The organism is Krasilnikovia sp. MM14-A1259, from assembly GCF_047159535.1.
Taxonomy (GTDB): domain Bacteria; phylum Actinomycetota; class Actinomycetes; order Mycobacteriales; family Micromonosporaceae; genus Actinoplanes.
In genome coordinates, this window is the sequence record NZ_BAAGAJ010000002.1 from 4,451,726 (window position 1) to 4,468,809 (window position 17,084).

General features: G+C 70.8%; 18 protein-coding genes and 1 tRNA gene. 7 read left to right on the forward strand and 12 right to left on the reverse strand.

Annotated features, from left to right (window positions below; translation table 11 throughout):
• Positions 1 to 56 precede the first annotated feature (56 nt).
• On the forward strand, positions 57 to 986 hold the full coding sequence (locus tag ACMCNK_RS20140) for an endonuclease/exonuclease/phosphatase family protein (protein WP_412737943.1): 930 nt from the start codon (positions 57 to 59) through the stop codon (positions 984 to 986).
• A gap of 96 nt (positions 987 to 1,082) precedes the next feature.
• Here ACMCNK_RS20140 and ACMCNK_RS20145 read toward each other — a convergent pair whose 3' ends face one another.
• From ACMCNK_RS20145 to ACMCNK_RS20170, 6 genes are all read right to left on the reverse strand, one after another.
• The gene (locus ACMCNK_RS20145; RefSeq protein ID WP_412737944.1) at positions 1,083 to 1,283 is read right to left on the reverse strand and encodes a hypothetical protein; all 201 of its coding nucleotides are present in this window, start codon (positions 1,281 to 1,283) and stop codon (positions 1,083 to 1,085) included.
• A 409-nt stretch (positions 1,284 to 1,692) separates the two neighbouring features.
• Positions 1,693 to 2,022 carry an STAS domain-containing protein gene (locus tag ACMCNK_RS20150; RefSeq protein WP_412737945.1) on the reverse strand — a complete coding sequence of 110 codons (330 nt, stop codon included), beginning with the start codon at positions 2,020 to 2,022 and terminating at the stop codon, positions 1,693 to 1,695.
• 236 nt (positions 2,023 to 2,258) lie between these two features.
• The gene (locus ACMCNK_RS20155; protein ID WP_412737946.1) at positions 2,259 to 2,468 is read right to left on the reverse strand and encodes a hypothetical protein; all 210 of its coding nucleotides are present in this window, start codon (positions 2,466 to 2,468) and stop codon (positions 2,259 to 2,261) included.
• Positions 2,469 to 2,918: 450 nt separating this feature from the next.
• Positions 2,919 to 5,285, reverse strand: a complete 2,367-nt coding sequence (locus ACMCNK_RS20160; RefSeq protein ID WP_412737947.1) for a hypothetical protein — start codon at positions 5,283 to 5,285, stop codon at positions 2,919 to 2,921.
• A gap of 165 nt (positions 5,286 to 5,450) precedes the next feature.
• Positions 5,451 to 5,765 carry a putative quinol monooxygenase gene (locus tag ACMCNK_RS20165; RefSeq protein WP_412737948.1) on the reverse strand — a complete coding sequence of 105 codons (315 nt, stop codon included), beginning with the start codon at positions 5,763 to 5,765 and terminating at the stop codon, positions 5,451 to 5,453.
• A gap of 539 nt (positions 5,766 to 6,304) precedes the next feature.
• A tRNA-Ser gene (locus ACMCNK_RS20170) sits at positions 6,305 to 6,394 on the reverse strand.
• Between the two features lie 121 nt (positions 6,395 to 6,515).
• On the opposite strand from ACMCNK_RS20170, the gene deoD reads away from it, so the two are divergent.
• Positions 6,516 to 7,232, forward strand: coding sequence for a purine-nucleoside phosphorylase (gene deoD / locus ACMCNK_RS20175; protein WP_412737949.1), 717 nt, complete (start codon positions 6,516 to 6,518; stop codon positions 7,230 to 7,232).
• Between the two features lie 17 nt (positions 7,233 to 7,249).
• Here the strand turns inward: deoD and ACMCNK_RS20180 are convergent, their stop codons facing one another.
• The 4 genes from ACMCNK_RS20180 to ACMCNK_RS20195 all read right to left on the reverse strand — a co-directional run bounded on the left by ACMCNK_RS20180 (position 7,250) and on the right by ACMCNK_RS20195 (position 8,949).
• Complete coding sequence (locus ACMCNK_RS20180; RefSeq protein WP_412737950.1) at positions 7,250 to 7,705, reverse strand: nucleoside deaminase; 456 nt, start codon at positions 7,703 to 7,705, stop codon at positions 7,250 to 7,252.
• Complete coding sequence (locus ACMCNK_RS20185; RefSeq protein WP_412737951.1) at positions 7,702 to 8,220, reverse strand: tRNA adenosine deaminase-associated protein; 519 nt, start codon at positions 8,218 to 8,220, stop codon at positions 7,702 to 7,704. The genes ACMCNK_RS20180 and ACMCNK_RS20185 overlap by 4 nt, the downstream gene beginning before the upstream one ends.
• 89 nt (positions 8,221 to 8,309) lie before the next feature.
• Positions 8,310 to 8,513 (reverse strand): hypothetical protein, encoded by a 204-nt coding sequence (locus tag ACMCNK_RS20190; RefSeq protein WP_412737952.1) that lies wholly within the window; start codon positions 8,511 to 8,513, stop codon positions 8,310 to 8,312.
• Between the two features lie 64 nt (positions 8,514 to 8,577).
• A complete protein-coding gene (locus ACMCNK_RS20195; RefSeq protein ID WP_412737953.1) occupies positions 8,578 to 8,949 on the reverse strand; it encodes a hypothetical protein in 372 nt (123 codons plus the stop codon).
• Positions 8,950 to 9,036: 87 nt separating this feature from the next.
• Here ACMCNK_RS20195 and ACMCNK_RS20200 point away from each other — a divergent pair, with 87 nt between their 5' ends.
• Positions 9,037 to 9,804 carry a M23 family metallopeptidase gene (locus tag ACMCNK_RS20200; protein ID WP_412737954.1) on the forward strand — a complete coding sequence of 256 codons (768 nt, stop codon included), beginning with the start codon at positions 9,037 to 9,039 and terminating at the stop codon, positions 9,802 to 9,804.
• Positions 9,805 to 9,859: 55 nt separating this feature from the next.
• Here the strand turns inward: ACMCNK_RS20200 and ACMCNK_RS20205 are convergent, their stop codons facing one another.
• On the reverse strand, positions 9,860 to 11,008 hold the full coding sequence (locus ACMCNK_RS20205; protein WP_412737955.1) for a PQQ-binding-like beta-propeller repeat protein: 1,149 nt from the start codon (positions 11,006 to 11,008) through the stop codon (positions 9,860 to 9,862).
• Positions 11,009 to 11,161: 153 nt separating this feature from the next.
• Here ACMCNK_RS20205 and ACMCNK_RS20210 point away from each other — a divergent pair, with 153 nt between their 5' ends.
• Positions 11,162 to 12,148, forward strand: coding sequence for a prephenate dehydrogenase (locus tag ACMCNK_RS20210; RefSeq protein WP_412737956.1), 987 nt, complete (start codon positions 11,162 to 11,164; stop codon positions 12,146 to 12,148).
• Positions 12,149 to 12,215: 67 nt separating this feature from the next.
• Positions 12,216 to 12,788 (forward strand): DinB family protein, encoded by a 573-nt coding sequence (locus ACMCNK_RS20215; RefSeq protein WP_412737957.1) that lies wholly within the window; start codon positions 12,216 to 12,218, stop codon positions 12,786 to 12,788.
• 15 nt (positions 12,789 to 12,803) lie between these two features.
• Here the strand turns inward: ACMCNK_RS20215 and mtnA are convergent, their stop codons facing one another.
• Entirely contained in the window at positions 12,804 to 13,844 is a 1,041-nt protein-coding gene (mtnA, locus tag ACMCNK_RS20220) for an S-methyl-5-thioribose-1-phosphate isomerase (RefSeq protein ID WP_412737958.1), read from the reverse strand.
• Positions 13,845 to 13,899: 55 nt separating this feature from the next.
• On the opposite strand from mtnA, the gene ACMCNK_RS20225 reads away from it, so the two are divergent.
• Positions 13,900 to 14,964 carry a PHP domain-containing protein gene (locus tag ACMCNK_RS20225; RefSeq protein WP_412737959.1) on the forward strand — a complete coding sequence of 355 codons (1,065 nt, stop codon included), beginning with the start codon at positions 13,900 to 13,902 and terminating at the stop codon, positions 14,962 to 14,964.
• A gap of 39 nt (positions 14,965 to 15,003) precedes the next feature.
• Positions 15,004 to 16,674 carry a DUF885 domain-containing protein gene (locus ACMCNK_RS20230; RefSeq protein ID WP_412737960.1) on the forward strand — a complete coding sequence of 557 codons (1,671 nt, stop codon included), beginning with the start codon at positions 15,004 to 15,006 and terminating at the stop codon, positions 16,672 to 16,674.
• The last annotated feature ends 410 nt before the right edge of the window (positions 16,675 to 17,084 follow it).

Below are 17,084 nucleotides of genomic sequence, written 5' to 3' on the forward strand. Positions count from 1 at the left end.
CCGAGCCATCGTTGATCATGGTTGAATGTCCTCCGCTCATCCAACGGGGAGGATTCATGCGGATCAAAACAATCGTGGCCGGGGCGCTCGGGCTGCTGCTGGCATCGGCCGCGGTGGTCGTCGCCGCGCCCGCCGACGCGGCGGCAACGGCGACCTACACGGCGTGGACGTGGAACGTGGCCGGCTGGAAGATCCACCGGGGTTCGGCCACCGACGGCCTGATCGACGTCATCGGGGATTCGATCCGCAACCGCAGCGCGAACTTCGCCGCCCTCAACGAGCTCTGCTGGAGCCAGTACAAGGCGGTGCAGGCCAACCTGCGCAACTCCGGCTGGCCGCAGGACGTCGAGAATTTCTCCCGCTTCGAACCGCACCGCTCGGACGGCTGCGGGGGCGAAGCGTTCGGGCTCGCCATCTTCAGCAAGGCCCCGCTCGGCCCGGCGGGCCGCTACACGCTGTCCTCGGACGGCAAGCCCGAGGCGCGCAAGCTGCTCTGCGCCACCCTGGAGAAGGGCCCGCGGGTCCGGTTCTGCACGACCCACATCACGCCGTCCAACGACGTGATCAACGGCAAGAAGATCAACGAGACGGAACTGGCCGAGGTGCGCCAGCGGCTGGAGTCGTTCGAGGCCGACGGCGACACCGTACTGATCGCCGGTGACTTCAACTCCCAGCCGAACTACGGGCGGCTCAACGACTGGTACGCGCCCAGCCTGAACGTCGCGAACAACGACCAGAACACCGGCGCCTACCGGGAGCTCGACGACACCGACGGCCGCTGCCCCGGCTACGGCGAGGGCAGCACGGCGGACAACACCGACGGGCTGTGCGGCCAGTCCAAGAAGATCGACCTGATCTTCGCCCGGGAGAACCGTATTCAGGGCAGCTACGAGGGCGACTCGCTGGCCATTTCCAGCAAGTGCGGCAAGGCCTGCTCGGACCACAACATCGTCATCGGTACGGTCACCGTCCGCGCCAACTCCTGAGGTACGCGCTCGCTCCGCTCGTTGAGCGGGCCACATGCTGAGGGCCGGTCCGTCGGGACCGGCCCTCAGCGCGTCGTGCCTCGGTTCGGTGCCGCCTCACCTGCTGGAGCGCTCGATGATCGCCGCCTCCAGCCGCAGCCCGATGCCCAGCAGGACGAGGAACCCGGCCAGGAAGTAGCTCCGGGCAGGAAGATCGTTGGCGCTGACGCCGAGAACCGTGATCGCGAAGCCGATGAGCAGCGCCATGTCTCCGCCCACCCGCCGCACCGCAACCCGTCCACGCCGCGGCTCGTCCATGACAGCCACCATACGGATCATGCGCCGGACCGGAGCGCGATTGCGGCAAGGCTGAGGTGGTCACACCCGCGCAGGCCCGACCCCGCGGCGGCGCGGCCTAAAGCGACGGTACGAGCGCGACCGACTTGATCGGCGTGAAGTTAGACGCAGGCCCAGCCGGACGGGCAGCCGTGCACCGTTGCGCCCTGAGCGGCCGTGGCGGTCGTACCGACGGTCACCGCGGCGGTGGCCGCCACGACCGCAGCTGCCGCGGCCAGCCGTTACGTCGTACGCATCATTGCTCTCCCCTTGGTTCGCCAGCGAAACCCACCGACCACCTCGGAGCGACCGGTACGGATTTCTCCGTCAGGGGGCATTCGTCCAGAACCTGGAAGGTTCCAGATTGACGAGCTCGCCGGGTGGCAGCGCGCTAGAGCTGACCGGCCGCGATGGCGTCCTCGACCTCGGGAAACATCGCGAAGTACCGGCTCAGGCCCACGGTCTCCATGAGCCGGACCAGGAACGGATTAGCCCCGGCGAAACTCATCCAGCCGCCGCGCGCCGCGATCACCTCCTTGCTGATGATGAAGGCGCTGAGGCCGATCGAATCGCAGAACTTGAGGTCGGTGAGGTCCACGACGATCCGGGGAACCGGCCGCTCGAGCAGCTCAGCGAGCTTGGCGCGCAGGGTGGGGGCGGTGTCGGCGTCGAGCTCGCCGGTCAGGCGGAGCACGGCGACGTCAGAACGATGATCAGTCACTGTGGCCTGCATGAAAGTCACTTTCGTCCCGGTTCTCTGAGCTCCGAGGCTAGGCCCGATCGGGATTCCATCGGCGCACAGCCGGTCCGTTCCCCGTGCGGGCGACGTGTGGCACGAGCGAACGCGGTCCGCTGGGACAATGCAATCGGGCCGGACCCCGCTTGGGGTCCGGCCCGATGACGTACGGCTGTGCCGGAGGTTGGCGCACGTGCGGCGCAGCCGGATGATGGGCGCCCTTAAAGCTGGCGCCACTTCCAGCGTGGACCACGCCACGCGTCGGCCAGGATCAAGGCCGAGGCCCGTCCTGGACACTGCTGCACCTTCGACTTTCCGGTGGGGCCACCCATCTGGGCTTCGACCTCCCAGAGCTCGCCGTCGGTGCGGACGTAGACATCCCGGCGCGCAAGCCGGCTGTCGCCATTCCACCAGTGCTGCTCAACTCTCACCTGGTCAACCCTAGGGGAGACATCGACGGCTGTGACCAGGCAAATTTGTGAAAATTGCTCGCTGCCAGGCTGGAGCTGGGTTGTCCGATCCGGTGGTTTTGGCCGGTACGCCTTGCGCGTGAGCGGTATGTGAGGGCAGTTCACTCATCATGCACTCTCTGTAATCGGAGCAGGTGGCGGAGATCGACTCTCGGGCGCCGCAACGGTGCCGTCGTCCGCACCGCATGTGATCAGCAATTTTGATCATGATTGGACGGCCATGGGAGGCCCGCCTGCCCCGGCGGGGCCCCGCCCGGGCGGGGAAGAATTCGCACAGAGCGTGATCAACGACGAATCTGCTGGGACTCCCCCAACGCCGACGCCCGGCTCCGGAGAAACTACCTGTCTCCGGAGCCGGGCGTGAGGCGTTCTTGAGTCCGTCCCGTCAGGATGGACCCGTCAGGCGCGCGATCAGGGGATCGTGACGACCGCCGAGTTCTCGCCGCCGTCGGCGCGGTACGCGACGAGCTGGTACTGACCGGCCGTGCCCGCCGGGTCCGTCCACTGCTCGGTGGCCGTACCCGTGACCAGGCCGAGGCGGTCGAGCAGGTGTACCTCGCCGGCCACCGCGTTCTCGACCATCAGGAACGACTGAACCGACACCGTCCCGGCCGGCGCGACGGCCGAGTACGAGCTGGTCATCCAGCCGGTCGTCGAGTCCACCGTGGCCGTGTTCGCGCTGGCCAGGCGACTGATCTTGCCCGTGCCGTCGATGAACGCCAGCCCCGCCCGGACCCTGCGCCCGGTGGTGCCGCTGCCGCCCTGGAAGGACGCGACCGACGTGTACGTCGTCCCGGCCGTGGCCGCCAGCTTGCGGCTGTACGTGCTGATCTGCCCGCTGCCCGTGGCGGTCAGCGCGAGCGAGGCCCCGCCCACGGCACCGGCAGCATCCGTACGGGTCACCTTGCACGCGGTGCCCACGGTCCAACCGGCGGTGCCGGCCGCGGCCGATTCGAGGCTCGCCGCGTCGGCGTCGAGAAGGTTGCCCGGAATCGTCTCGCTGCCCACGGGCAGGTCCGCGACCTGCGCCCCGTCCCGATACACGCGGTAGCCGGCGATCGGGTTCCCGGTCGCGTACGACTCGTCCCAGGTCAGGCCGTTCGGGCCGGCCACGGCGTTGCCGGGAGCCTCGGGCGCGATGGTGCCGTTGCGGACCGGCGCCGCGATGATGCCGCTGATGTCGTTGCCGGCGCCGGCCGGGCCGGTGAGCACCGTGTCGGTCGGGGCGGTCGTGGTCTTGCGGGCGCCGAGCTGGACGCCGTACCACGTGGTGGGGCGGGCCTGGTCGTCGACGATCGTGTTGCCGTACACGGAGTCGCCGCGGCCGACGCCGAGGCCGATGCCCGCGGTGTCGAACCAGCCGCCGCCGGTGTTGTACGTGGTGGCGCCGCCGAAGCCGGCGTTCACGATGCGGTTGCCGACGATGGTGTCCGCGGCGTCCTTGTCCCGCGCCATGCCGAAGACGATGACGCCGGACAGGGCGGGCCGCTCGATGACGTTGTCCCGGATCACGTTGTTGCCGCCGACCCGCACGACGTGGTCGGCCGGGTCGGTGCTCGCGTCGTTCCAGCCGCCGAACGTCCCGGCGGTGGTGTCGGCGTCGTTGTAGTCGTCGTAGCGGACCAGCACGCCGATGCTCGCGGAGTCGAGGATGCGGTTGCCGGTGATCACTGCGTCGCGCGGGTTGGTGATGTCCTTGTTCGACCCGCTGTGCGCGTAGTTGGCGTTCGAGGTGAGCGAGATGTGCGCACCTTCGAGGGTGTTGCCGGTCGCGGTCGGGGCCTGGACGCCCTCGAAGTACATGTTTCCGTACTCGCGCTCGTGGCGGGCCGCCGCCACCGCGGGGCGGGTGTGCACGATGTTGTCGCGCACCGTGGTGCGGATCGCGTTGGTGAAGTCGAAGCTGTTGCCGCGGATCGTCGCATCGAACTGGTTGCGTTCGATGACGGTGTCGTCGTTGCGGCCGCCACCACCGATGTTGTCCTCGCCGTCGGACTCCGCACCGCCCCAGTTGTCGAACCGGTTGTCGACGATGCGTACGCCGTTCATGCCGTTGATCCACAGCTTGAAGTACTCGAAGTTGGTGAAGCGCACCTGGCGTACGGTCCAGCGGTCGCCGACCGAGATCCCGCCGCCGGTGTTGTCGCTGGTCGTCGCGCGGAAGTCGCAGGCCTCGCCCGGACGGCCCGGCAGGTCGGCGGGCACCGGGGCACCCGCGCCGGTACGGCAGTTGCCGTTCACGGTCAGGTCGGAGACCAGGTTCGCGCTGCCGGCCTCCTTCTTGTCGTTGTGCCGCACCAGGAAGCCGTAGTTGAAGTTCTTCCAGTTCACCGTCGGGTCCAGGACCAGGCTGGTGGTGGCGATGCCGGCGCCGCGCAGGTTCACGTTCGGGGGCAACTTCAGGCCGTTGGTGAGGCGGTAGGTGCCGGGGGCGAGCAGCACGGTCGACGTGGTCGGCGGGGTGACGACCGTACCGTCGGCGGCCACGACGGCCGCCCGCACGCGCGTAGCGGCGGTGTCGACGGCCTGCTTCAGCGCGGCATAGTCGTCGGCGACGCCGCCGCGCGGGGCCGGGGCCAGCACACAGGCGGGGTCGGCGGCGCACTCCTCGGCGCGCAGCGGGGCCGGGCTCACGGTCGAGGCCAGGGTGTAGGCCGGGGCGTCACCGTCCGCGGCGACGGCGGGGTGGGCCATCGCGGTCAGGGCGGTCGGCACGGCCGCCGCGGCGGCGATCATGGCCGCGGCGCGGCGTGCGCGGGAGGGATGGAACGACTGCATCGAGGCTCCGGTCACGATTGCGGGTGGGGTGCGAATCGGGTGCAACCGTACGAGTCGCCTACGCGCCGGACCTCGGCCGAAAAGACAGTGCCGAGGTGACTGAGAGTCAAATCGTGCTCAACACGTATCGTGTTGTGAGTTGTTTCACATCGAGCGTCAGGAGCCCTAAAGCCCGCCTTTGCCGGTCACGGCCTGTAGGAAGGTGACCTCCACGTCGCTCAGAAACTGCTCACGTTCCGTCAGGAAGTGGGTCACGTGTGGCTGCTGCTCGTGAGCGTCAAAGGCGGCGCGGTCGGCGTACAGCTCGTAGAAGACCCGAGCCAGGGGCTCGCCCGGCACGGAATGCACGATGTACGCCAGGGTGCCTGGCTCGTGCCGTTCGATCTCCGGGAGGGTGCGCGCCACCAGCGCATCGAAGCCCGCCGCAGCCTCCGGATCGCGCAGCCCGAACCGCACGACGAGACCGAATCCGCCGCTCACCACACAGCACCCCTCCCAGACCGGCACCGAACGCAGAGACGCCCGGCAACTCACGGGGAGTCACCGGGCGTCGGCCCTGCTGATGGCGGTGGTGAAGGGATTTGAACCCTTGGAGGGCTTGCACCCTCACACGCTTTCGAGGTCTGCCACCCCCCGTACGGCACAGTCTATGTCCGTTCATGACCTGCGGCGGAAGGCGCCAGACGGGTGCCCCCGAACTCCTCTGAACGAGGACGAACGAGACGACAACTGAGACGGGCGTCCGCCTGTCTGGCGGCTGCGGTTGCCATGACGGAGGCACTCAGTTCACACGGTGACGGGTCGTTGACGATCTGGCTTGCCGGAATCAGTCGACCCTACGCTCGTAAGGTTGCCCGGCGCGTCCACGGGCTGCTGTGGGCGCCGTCGGACGACCCGGAGGGGGACGACGACGGCGCGGCCGGTGCGCCCGTACGGCGATGAACTGAGACGGAAACTGAGACGATTGATCTTGAGACGGTGAAACGCCCGGCAGCATGCCGGGCGTTTCACCTGTTCAGTGGCGGTGGTGAAGGGATTTGAACCCTTGGAGGGCTTGCACCCTCACACGCTTTCGAGGCGTGCTCCTTAGGCCGCTCGGACACACCACCGCGAAGTAGGTTACCCGACCCCCCGCCCACTGCGCCGCCGGGTCGCCCCGGTGCGCCGTGACCTCGGCAGTTCCGGTGGCCAGCCCCAGCGGCCGCGCCGCCGCCTGGCAGGATCAAGGGCATGAGTGTGCACATCGGCGCGCAGCCGGGCGACATCGTTGAGCGGGTCCTGCTCCCCGGGGATCCGATGCGGGCGAAGTGGATCGCCGAGACGTACCTGAAGGACCCGGTCTGCTACACGCAGGTCCGCGGGATGCTGGGCTTCACCGGGACGTGGCGGGGGGTGCCCGTGTCGGTCCAGGGCACCGGCATGGGGATGCCGTCGGCGTCGATCTACACCCACGAGCTGATCACCGAGTACGGGGTGCGCTCCGTGATTCGGATCGGGTCCTGCGGAGCGATCGTCGACAGCCTGAAGCTCGGTGACGTCGTCGCCGCGATCGGGTCGGCCACGGACTCGAACATGAACCGGGTCCGGTTCGACGGGCTGGTCGACTACGCCCCGGTCGCCGACTTCGGGTTGCTGCGTACGGCCGCGGAGGTGGCCGAGGGTCGCGGCGTGCCGCTGCGGGTGGGCCCGATCATGGCGGCGGACGCGTTCTATTCCGACCGCCCGGACCTGTACGACAAGCTCGCGTTGTACGGCGTCCTCGCCGTGGAGATGGAGTCCGCGGCGATCTACACCACCGCAGCCCGGTACGGCGCCCGCGCGCTCACCATCCTGACGGTCAGCGACCACATCACGCGCGAGGAGCGGATGACCACCGCGGAGCGCGAGCAGGGCTTCGCCGACATGGTGCAGATCGGACTGGACACCGCGATCGCCGGGGCCGCCTGACCCGCGACCGGACGGGCTCAGGGCCGGAAGAAGTCGCGCATCAACGCGCCGCACTCCTGCTCCAGCACCCCGGCGTACACGTCGGGGCGGTGGTTGAGGCGGCGGTCGCGCACGACGTCCCAGAGCGAGCCCACCGCGCCCGTCTTCGGCTCCCAGGCGCCGAAGACCAGGGTGGACACCCGGGCCAGCACGAGCGCGCCGGCGCACATCGTGCAGGGCTCCAGCGTGACGACCAGCGTGCAGCCGTCCAGGCGCCATTCGCCGCCCCGGGCCGCCGCCCGGCGCAGCGCGAGGATCTCGGCGTGCGCGGTGGGGTCGCCGGTCGCCTCACGTTCGTTGCCCGCGGCGGCCAGCTCCCGCCCGTCGGCGTCGTAGACCACGGCGCCGACGGGTACGTCCGCCCCGGACGCGGCCGCCACCTCAAGAGCACGGCTCATCCACGCCGCGTGCTCCGGACGAGGAGCAAGACTCACGCCTCGCGGAGTTCCTCGACCTCGTCGCCGCAGCCCAGCCGCTGGCAGATCTCGGCGGTCACGTCAGCGGGCAGCATGCCCTCCAGGCCGCACAGCGACAGCAGGTTGTGCGCGCTGATGCCCAGGTCGGAGAAGAGCTCGGCGTCGCCCACCGGATCCGCGTCGGGATCGACCGCGGGCTTCTCGGCGTCGTCGTCGCTCGGGGCGGGCGCGGCCAGCTCGTCGATCTCCAACGCCGGAGCCTCGATGTCGCCGAGCAGCAGCGCCCCGATCCGGGACTCCTCGGCAAAGGCCGAGTCGGACCCGAACACCCGCAGATCCTCCCCCTCGTCCAGGCGCAGAATCACCAGATACTCGTCGTCGGCCTCGACGAACAGCAGCGCCAGCGGGGCGTCGGGTTCGACGTCACGCAGGCGGTCCGCCACCTCGTCGATGTCGGCGAGGCCGGACAGTTCCAGCTCCGACGCCATCCAACCGTTCTTGCCCCGGGCGACGGCGGCAGCAAAAGTCGACACGTTTCCCCCCACGCGACTTCGTCTTCAGCGCCTGACGGTAGCGGCAACGGCGGCGTGGCAACGGCGCCACGCCCCGAATGGTGAACAACTCAGTTCGGGAGGCGGCGTCGGACTGCGATCAGGTCGCGCAGTCGCGCCCCCCGCAGACGCTCCGGCCGGGCGCTCTCACGTGCCGTCTTGGCGTCGGCGAGAGCGGCCAACAGTTCGAGCCGGCGACGGCGACGATCAGGGTCGAGCCGCTGCGGTACGTGGGCCATGAAGCCGAGGTTGCCGACCGGGGCGACGTTCGTCAAGGGAGAGTACGCAGAGCCACAGTGGGTGCACGTCCGGTCAGATGGCCGCTCGCCGGTGCCAGGCTCACCACATCGGCCAGTCGCCCGTGGTGATCCACCGTGCGGCGACGAAGATCGATGCGATGGACAGTCCGAACCCGCTGGTCACGGCGACGCCCACGGCCACGCCCCGGTCACCGAGCACGGTGAGCGCGGCGGCGACGGCCCAGGCCGAGACCGCGGCGAGCACGGTCCACCAGGCGTAGGTGAGCAGGTCACGGCTGAGGCTGCCGAACAGTACGAACCAGAGCACGGTCGCGCCGATCCCGGCCAGCACCGGCCCGGCGGCGACGGGATGCGGCTCGCGGTAGACCGGCCGTGGCGGCAGCCCCGGAAACAGCCCTGAGGGATGCGACTGCGCCGCCGGTACGGGCCAGGGGCCCTGCCGTTCGGCCATGATCACCTCCTCCACTCCGGCACTTCCACCAGCCTAGCCAGCAGTCACGGGTCAGCGGCGCGAGAGATCGTCTGGCACCATGTCGCGATGCTTGTACGCCGTACGTTTGCCCTGGTCACCGTGTTGTCACTCGCCGCATGCGGCTCCGGCGGAGGAGTCGGAGGGTCGGCCGTCGCGGCCCCGGCCGCCGTCGAGCCGACGACCGTGGCCACCGCGACGGCGGCTGAGCCGAGCCCCGTCGCGGACGTCACCACGAATCCGGTGCCGTCGACGAGCCCGGCGCCGACCCCCTCGGCGACCCCGAAGCCGGCTGCCACCACGACGGCGAAGGTCACCACGGCGGCGAAGGCCAAGTACGTCTTCCCGGTCTCCGCGTCGAACGTGGCGTTCCACCCGACCCATGCGAAGTACCCGGCGACGGACATCTTCGCGGCCTGCGGCAAGCCGGTCGTCGCCACGACCAGCGGCGTCGTGCTGGAGATCAGCCTCAAGGACCGGTACGTGAAGGGCTCCCCCGACGGCCCGTACAACGGCGGCCTGTTCGTGTCGATCCGCGGCGACGACGGCGTGCGCTACTACGGCTCGCACCTGAGCTCGGTGCTGCCGGGCATCCGCGCGGGGGTGCGCGTCAAGGCGGGCCAGCAGCTCGGCAAGGTCGGCAAGACGGGCAATTCCAGCGGGGTCTGCCACCTGCACTACGGCATCTCGCCGCCGTGCGCCGGCAAGGGCGACTGGAAGGTCCGGCGCGGGGTGGTGTGGCCTGCCACGTACCTCACCTCGTGGCGCAAGAAGGGCCAGAAGAGCCCGGTCGCCGCTGTCACGGCCTGGAACAAGAAGCACCACTGCTCGGCCTGACGTGTAGGGGGCCGCATCCTCGCCCGGGGATGCGGCCCCGCCAGGAAAGCTCAGGTCAGCCGAACTGCGCGAGGCGCTTCTGGTTGGCCCCGTTGATCGTGGTGAAGGCGCCGCCGGCGGCGAGCGCGCCGAGGCCGGCGCTGCCCGCCATGGTGAGCACCCCTTCGATGCCGTTGGCGTTCGCGGTCCAGGCCAGCAGGTGACCGTCGGACGGGGACAGCGCGGCCAGCTTGATCCGGTCCATCGAGCCGTCCAGACACGTTCCCTGGGGCCCGGTGCGCGAGGTCCGGCAGGCGTGGTCGAAGTGGCCGCCGACGTAGACCGCGCCGCCCAGGAGCACGACGGCCTGCCCGTCGCCGTCGAACGTGGCGGTCCAGCGTTTCGCGCCGCTGGTGGTGTACGCGTTCACCGTCCCGCCCTGCCCGCCGTGTGCGGTGAAGACTCCGGTCGAGCTGACCGCGATCCCGTACGTGATGACCGGCGGGTGCGGCCTGAACCCGGTCACGATGCTCGCGCTGGTCGGGTCGAGCGCGACCAGCCGGTCGTACCCGGTGGCGCCGTTGACCCGGTGGAACCGGCCGCCCACATAGACCCGGGTGCCCGCCGCGGTGATCGCCTCGACCTGGTCGTCGACGTTGGGCCGCCATCCGGCGTCGAGGGCGCCGGTGGTCAGGTTGAACGCGGCGAGCCGCCCGCGCGACTGCCCGTCGACCGCACTGAACGTGCCGCCCAGGTAGAGCCGGCCGTTGGCGGCCGCGGCCGCGTACGGGGATCCGCTGATGCTGTGTTTGAACGTGGACGACACCGCGCCACTGGAGCCGTCGATCCGGGCGAGGCTGTCCCGCTTCTGCCCGCTGATCGTGCTGAAGTTGCCGGCGACGTAGACGCTGGACCCGCTCACCGCGATGGCCTTGACCCGGCCGTTGGCGGCCGGCGCCCACGACAGGAGCGCGCCGGTGGAGGCGTTCACCGCGGCGAGGCGGTTACGGGTGATCGTCTTGCCCCTGACCACCGCGGCGGTGAAGTCCCCGCCGACGTAGAGCGTGTTGCCCGAGTAGGCCAGAGCCCACACCGTCCCGTTGAAGCTGGGTACGGGATCGGAATCGGAGGAGATCGCCTCGGCCGGGGTCCCCGCGACCGCGAGGACTGCGCCGACCGCCGCGACCGCGGCCAGCCGTCTGAGAAATTTGTCCCTGTAAGTCACCCACACACCGTAACCGGATGATTCTCGCCTATATGTACGATTGGATGGATCGGGGTTAGGTAGTGACGAAACGGATTAATCCGGCACTGATTTCGGTGGATGCGCCCCTGGCCGTACGGCCTACCCATCCGCCGATGTGGGAGAGTCACCCGCGTGGACGTCGCGGTGATCGGGCTCGGGCTCATCGGCGGGTCGCTGGCGCAGGCGCTGGCCGCCGCCGGGCACCGCGTGCTCGGCTTCGACGCCGACCCGGCCACCCGCGGCACGGCGCGTACCGCCGCGGCACGGGCTCCGCAGCAGGCGCGCTGGCAGGTGGCGGGCCGGCTGCGGGACGTGGTCGGGCAGGCCGAGCTGATCGTGCTCGCGGTGCCGTTGCCCGCCCTGCCCGGCGTCCTGGCTGAGCTGGCCGGGTTCGACGGCATGGTCACGGACGTGACCTCGGTCAAGGGACCGGTCCGAGAGCTGGTCCGGCAGCACCTGCGCGTCCCGGCCTACGTCGGCGGACATCCCATGGCCGGCAAGGAGACCTCCGGCTTCGCCGCCGCCGACCCGGGCCTGTTCGCGGGCTGCGCCTGGGTGCTCTGCCTCGAACCGCAGGAGACCGCGCTGCCCGGCTGGCTCGCCATGGCCCGGCTCGTCACGAGCCTGGGCGCCCGTGCGGTGCCGGCCACCGCCGCGGAGCACGACCGGGCGGTCGCCGCCGCCAGCCACGTGCCACACCTGCTGGCCGCGGCGCTCACCACCGCGGTCGCGGACGATCCGCTCGCCGCGGCGCTGGCCGCCGGCTCGTTCCGGGACGGCACCCGCGTGGCGGCGACCCGGCCGGAACTCATCGCGGCCATGTGCGGGGGCAACGCCGCCGCTGTCGGTCCCGCGCTCGACGGCGTCCTCAAGACCCTGACCGACCTGCGGGCGGCCCTCGACGGGCCGGACCCCACCGGCGCGCTGCGCCCGCTGCTCGCCCCGTCCAGCGCCGCCCGCGCGGCCTGGCCGGCGGCCGCCGGTACGGCGGTCGAGCTGCCCTGGCAGGTCGACGCGCTGCTGGATCTCGGCCGCGCCGGGGGCTGGGTGACCGGGGTGGACGACGGGCGCCGGGTGGTGCACGCCGTACGGCCGGAAACTGTCGGGGGTCGCACCTAGGCTGGACCGCGCCGAACAACGGGTCGACCCGGAGTCGACCGCGGCGCCGAGCCGAAGGAGTCGTGACATGCCCGGTCAGGTCGGTCCGATCACCACGGAGCAGGAGGGCCTGCTCGCGTATCTCGCCCAGATGCGCTACGTCCTGAAACTCACCGCGTTCGGCCTCACGGACGAGCAGCTGCGTGCCGCCCCCAGCGCGAGCACGCTGACCGTGGGCGGCCTCGTCAAGCATTGCGCCTCCACCGAGGAGGGCTGGCTCGCCACGATGCGCAAGGAGCCGCGCCCGATGGACTTCCAGCAGTATGCGGCGGATTTTCAGCTCGCCGACGGCGAGACGATCGACGACGTGTTCGCCCGTTACGACCGGGCCGCCGCGCACACCGAGCAGACCGTGCGGGAGATCGGGGACCTCGACTACTCCGTGCCGGTCGACCGCTCGGTGCCGTGGAACCGCAAGGATCTCGACACGTTCACCATGCGGTGGGTGCTGCTGCACCTGATCCAGGAGACTGCGCGGCACGCCGGGCACGCCGACATCGTGCGGGAGAGCGTCGACGGCGCCACCGCGTACCCGTTGATGGCGGCGGCCGAGGGCTGGCCCGAGACGAAGTGGCTCAAGCCCTGGCAGCCGCCCTCCTGATCATGCGTCCGTGGCCTACGGCTTCTCGCCGCGGTCCAGGCGGATCACTCGCCGCTCCGTGACGATCGCGGTGACCAGGTCGTGCGGTGTGACGTCGAAGGCCGGGTTCACCGCGGCAGCCGGGCCCACGGAGGCGGCCGGATTCACGGAGGCGGCCGGATTCACGGGCGAGGACAGTGCGGTCACCTCGGCTGCGCCCCGGTCCTCGATCTCCACCGCGGCGCCGTCGAGGGTGTCCAGATCCACCGTGGACTCCGGTGCCACGACGACGAACGGCAATCCGGCCCGGTGCGCGCCGAGCGCGTGGGCGTACGTCCCGATCTTGTTGATGACGTCGCCGTTCGCGCAGATCCGGTCCGCGCCCAGGATCACCGCCTGGACCTCGCCACGCGCCATGAGGAACGGGCCCGCCGAGTCGACCGCGACACGGAAGTCGACGCCCCACTGCGTCAGTTCCCACGCGGTGAGCCGCGCCCCCTGCAGCAGCGGGCGGGTCTCGCTGGCGATCACCCCGGCCAGCGCCCCGCGCCGGTGCAGCTCGCCGATCACCCCCAGCGCCGTGCCGACGGTGACCGTGCAGAGGCCGCCGGTGTTGCAGTGGGTCAGCAGGCGCGGGCGCGGTCCGCACAGTTCGCTGATCAGGTCCGCGCCGCGCAGCGCCATCGCCTCGGACGACGCGATCTCCTCGTCCCGTACGGCGTACGCCTCGCGCAGCACCGCGTCCGGGCCGGAGGACAGCAGCTCCGCGGCCCGCCGGGTGCCGCGGGCCAGGTTGACCGCGGTGGGGCGAGCGGTCTCGATCTCGTGAACGGCCGCCGCCAGCCCGGCCGGGTCGTCCGCGAACTGCCGCGCGGCCAGCGCGACCCCGAACGCCCCGGCCACCCCCAGTGCGGGCGCCCCGCGCACCGCCAGCGACCGGATGGCCGCGACGAGGTCGGTCACCGCGGCGATCCGCAGCACCCGCAGCTCGCCCGGCAGCGCCGTCTGGTCGATGAGTTCGATCCGGCCCTCGCGCCCCGGCCGGTCGGGGTCGGTAACCCAGTCGATCGTTCGCATGGCGGCAACGCTAGCGGGCCGCCCGGTACGCCCCGCGTGCACTAGCGTGGGTCGAATGAGCGCCCGCGATCCCGTTGCCGATCTGCGCCGGATCGCGTTCCTGCTGGAACGGGCCAACGAGGCCACGTACCGGGTGCGCGCGTTCCGGTCCGCGGCCACAACCGTCGCCGCGCTGTCCGGTGACGAGGTGCAGGCCCGGGTGGAGGCCGGCACGCTCTCCGAGCTGTCCGGGGTCGGCGACGTGACCGCACGCTGCGTCGCCGAGTCGCTGTCCGGCGAGGAGCCGGTCTACCTGCGCCGGCTGACCGCGACCGAGGGCACCGACCTGCCGGACGCGGCGGCGGCACTGCGTGCGGCGCTGCGGGGCGACTGTCACGTCCATTCCGACTGGTCCGACGGCGGCTCCCCGATCGAGGAGATGGCGCTGGCGGCGGTCGAACTGGGACACGAGTACATGGTGCTCACGGATCACTCGCCCCGCCTCACCGTGGCCCGCGGCCTGACCCCGCAGCGGCTGCGCCGTCAGCTCGACCACGTGGCCGCGCTCAACGAGGCGCTGCCGGACGGTTTCCGGATCCTGACCGGAATCGAGGTCGACATCCTGGCGGACGGCTCCCTCGATCAGGAGGTCGAGTTGCTGGCCCGGCTCGACGTCGTGGTCGGCTCGGTGCACAGCGGCCTGCGTGACGACGCGTCGCGGATGACGCATCGGATGCTCACCGCGATCGCGAACCCGCATCTGGACGTACTCGGGCACATGACCGGCCGCAAGGTGGCCGCGGCCGGTGCGGGCGACCGGGGTCACCGGGCGGGGCGGACCCGCCCGCCCAGCGACTTCGACCTCGACAAGGTGTTGTCCGCGTGCGTCGAGCACGGCAAGGCCGTGGAGATCAATTCACGGCCGGACCGGCTCGATCCGCCGAAGCGGATGCTGCGGGTGGCGGTGGAAGCGGGTTGCCTGTTCACGATCGACACGGACGCGCACGCGCCCGGCCAGCTCGACTGGCTGCATGTCGGATGCGAACGGGCGGCCCTGTGCGCGGTGCCCACCGACCGGGTGGTCAACACGTGGCCCGCGGAAACGTTGCTCGCCTGGACAGCGGGACACGGCGGCGATTGAGGAGGCGCTCGGTCGCTACCGTCCCGTAGGGTCGGCGGCGTGGGACAGATTGATGACCTCGCCAACCGTTACGTCGCCGCATGGGCGCCGCTCAACCCGATCGGCTCGACCTGGGCCGGCATCGCCGGCCAGGACGACCGCCTCGACGACTTCTCCCCCGACGGGTATGCGGCGGTCGCCGACCTCACCCGGCGCACGCTCGCCGAGCTGGAGCCACTCGCGCCCGCGTCCGAGGCGGAGGCGGTCGCGAAGGAGGCCATGCAGGAGCGCCTCGGGCTCGATCTGACCCGGTACGACGCCGGCGACACCACCAGCGACCTGAGCGTCATCTCGAGCGGCATCCACAGCATCCGCCAGGTCTTCGACCTCATGCCGACCGAGGGCGAGGAGGCGGTCGCCAACATCGCGGCCCGCCTGGGCGAGGTGCCCGGTGCGGTGGAGCAGTATCAGCGCACCCTGCTGGAGGAGGTCGCCAGGGGCAACGTCAGCGCGCGCGCCCAGATGCTCGCGGTGGCCGACCAGATCGACACGTGGACCGACCCGGACCGCGACGACTTCTTCCACGGCCTGGCGGGCCGGTTGTCCGCGACCGGCGCGCTGGATGCCGAGCTGCAGCGCAACGCGGCGGCGGCGACCGCGGCGACCGCGGGCTTCGCCGAGTTCCTACGCCGGGATCTGGCGTCGCACGGGCGGGACCGCGAGGCCGCCGGCCAGGAGCGGTACGAGCGGGCGTCGCAGTACTTCCTCGGCGCCAAGGTGGACCAGCACGAGACGTACGCCTGGGGTTTCGAGGAACTGCACCGGCTGGAGCAGGAGATGCGGGCGGTGTCGGCGGAGATCGCCGGCCCCGGGGCGAGCATCGACGACGCCGTCACGAAGCTCGACGCCGACCCGGCGCGCCGCATCCCGGGCAAGGAAGCGTTCCGCGACTGGATGCAGGCACTGGCGGACAAGGCGATCTCCGAGCTGCACGGCACCCATTTCGACATCCCGGAGCAGGTCCGGCGCATCGAGTGCTGCCTCGCCCCGACCAGCGACGGGGCCATCTACTACACCGGGCCGAGCGAGGACTTCAGCCGCCCGGGCCGGATGTGGTGGGCCGTGCCGGAGGGCATGACGGAGTTCTCCACCTGGCGTGAGGTGACGACGGTCTACCACGAGGGCGTGCCCGGACATCACCTGCAGGTCGCCCAGACACAGGTACGCGCCGAGCTGCTCAACCGGTGGCGGCGCCTGCTGTGCTGGTGTTCCGGCCACGGCGAGGGCTGGGCCCTGTACGCGGAGCGCCTGATGGACGAACTGGGGTATCTCGCCGACCCGGGCGACCGGCTCGGCATGCTGGACGGCCAGGCGTTGCGCGCCACCCGGGTCATCGTGGACATCGGCATGCACCTGGAGCTGGAGATCCCGCGGGACAACCCGTTCGGCTTCCACCCCGGCGAGCGCTGGACGCCGGAGCTGGGCTGGGAGTTCCTGCGCGCGCACTGCCGGATGGAGGACGAGGTGCTCCGCTTCGAGTGGAAGCGTTACCTGGGCTGGCCCGGGCAGGCGCCGTCGTACAAGGTGGGCGAGCGGATCTGGATGCAGGCCCGGGACGAGGCGAAGGCCCGCAAGGGCGCCGATTTCGACCTGCGTGCCTTCCACCGGGATGCGCTGAATCTCGGCTCGCTGGGTCTGGACCCGTTCCGCCGGGCGCTCGCCCGGATCTGACGGGGTCTTCCTGACGGGCCCGGCTCGGACACGCGTCCCGGGCCGGGCCTGTCCCGTCTTCCGGGCCGTGGGGCCACCCCGGCCGGTCGACGCGGGTTCGTCCACGGGTCCCGTCTCACCGTTCGTCCCACAATTCGGGAGAACGCGAGGGGGAATCCGGTAATCATCCGCACACGCAGGGCAATCTCGCTACTGAGCGTATCGGCCGGGCTACCTAACGGTAACTATGGACGACCGAAATACTCTACTCCACATTGGAATCCCTGCGCATTGTCGGACGTATTTCTCCCAGCTCTGTCCCGTGCTGGCACACCCCGCCCGTATCCAGCACCTTCACACCCTTCGGCCGTGCCGGTGGTCCGCTACAGGCACCCGGTGCCCGCGGCGTATCCCCCGATCAGACGACTCAA

Excerpts from the sequence above, each read along its gene's own strand:
- ACMCNK_RS20160 (WP_412737947.1), bottom strand. The coding sequence starts at position 5,285 with ATGCAGTCGTTCCATCCCTCCCGCGCACGCCGCGCCGCGGCCATGATC.
- deoD (WP_412737949.1), top strand. The coding sequence starts at position 6,516 with ATGAGTGTGCACATCGGCGCGCAGCCGGGCGACATCGTTGAGCGGGTC.
- ACMCNK_RS20140 (WP_412737943.1), top strand. The coding sequence starts at position 57 with ATGCGGATCAAAACAATCGTGGCCGGGGCGCTCGGGCTGCTGCTGGCA.
- ACMCNK_RS20200 (WP_412737954.1), top strand. The coding sequence starts at position 9,037 with ATGCTTGTACGCCGTACGTTTGCCCTGGTCACCGTGTTGTCACTCGCC.
- ACMCNK_RS20225 (WP_412737959.1), top strand. The coding sequence starts at position 13,900 with ATGAGCGCCCGCGATCCCGTTGCCGATCTGCGCCGGATCGCGTTCCTG.
- ACMCNK_RS20215 (WP_412737957.1), top strand. The coding sequence starts at position 12,216 with ATGCCCGGTCAGGTCGGTCCGATCACCACGGAGCAGGAGGGCCTGCTC.
- ACMCNK_RS20145 (WP_412737944.1), bottom strand. The coding sequence starts at position 1,283 with ATGGACGAGCCGCGGCGTGGACGGGTTGCGGTGCGGCGGGTGGGCGGA.
- ACMCNK_RS20195 (WP_412737953.1), bottom strand. The coding sequence starts at position 8,949 with ATGGCCGAACGGCAGGGCCCCTGGCCCGTACCGGCGGCGCAGTCGCAT.
- mtnA (WP_412737958.1), bottom strand. The coding sequence starts at position 13,844 with ATGCGAACGATCGACTGGGTTACCGACCCCGACCGGCCGGGGCGCGAG.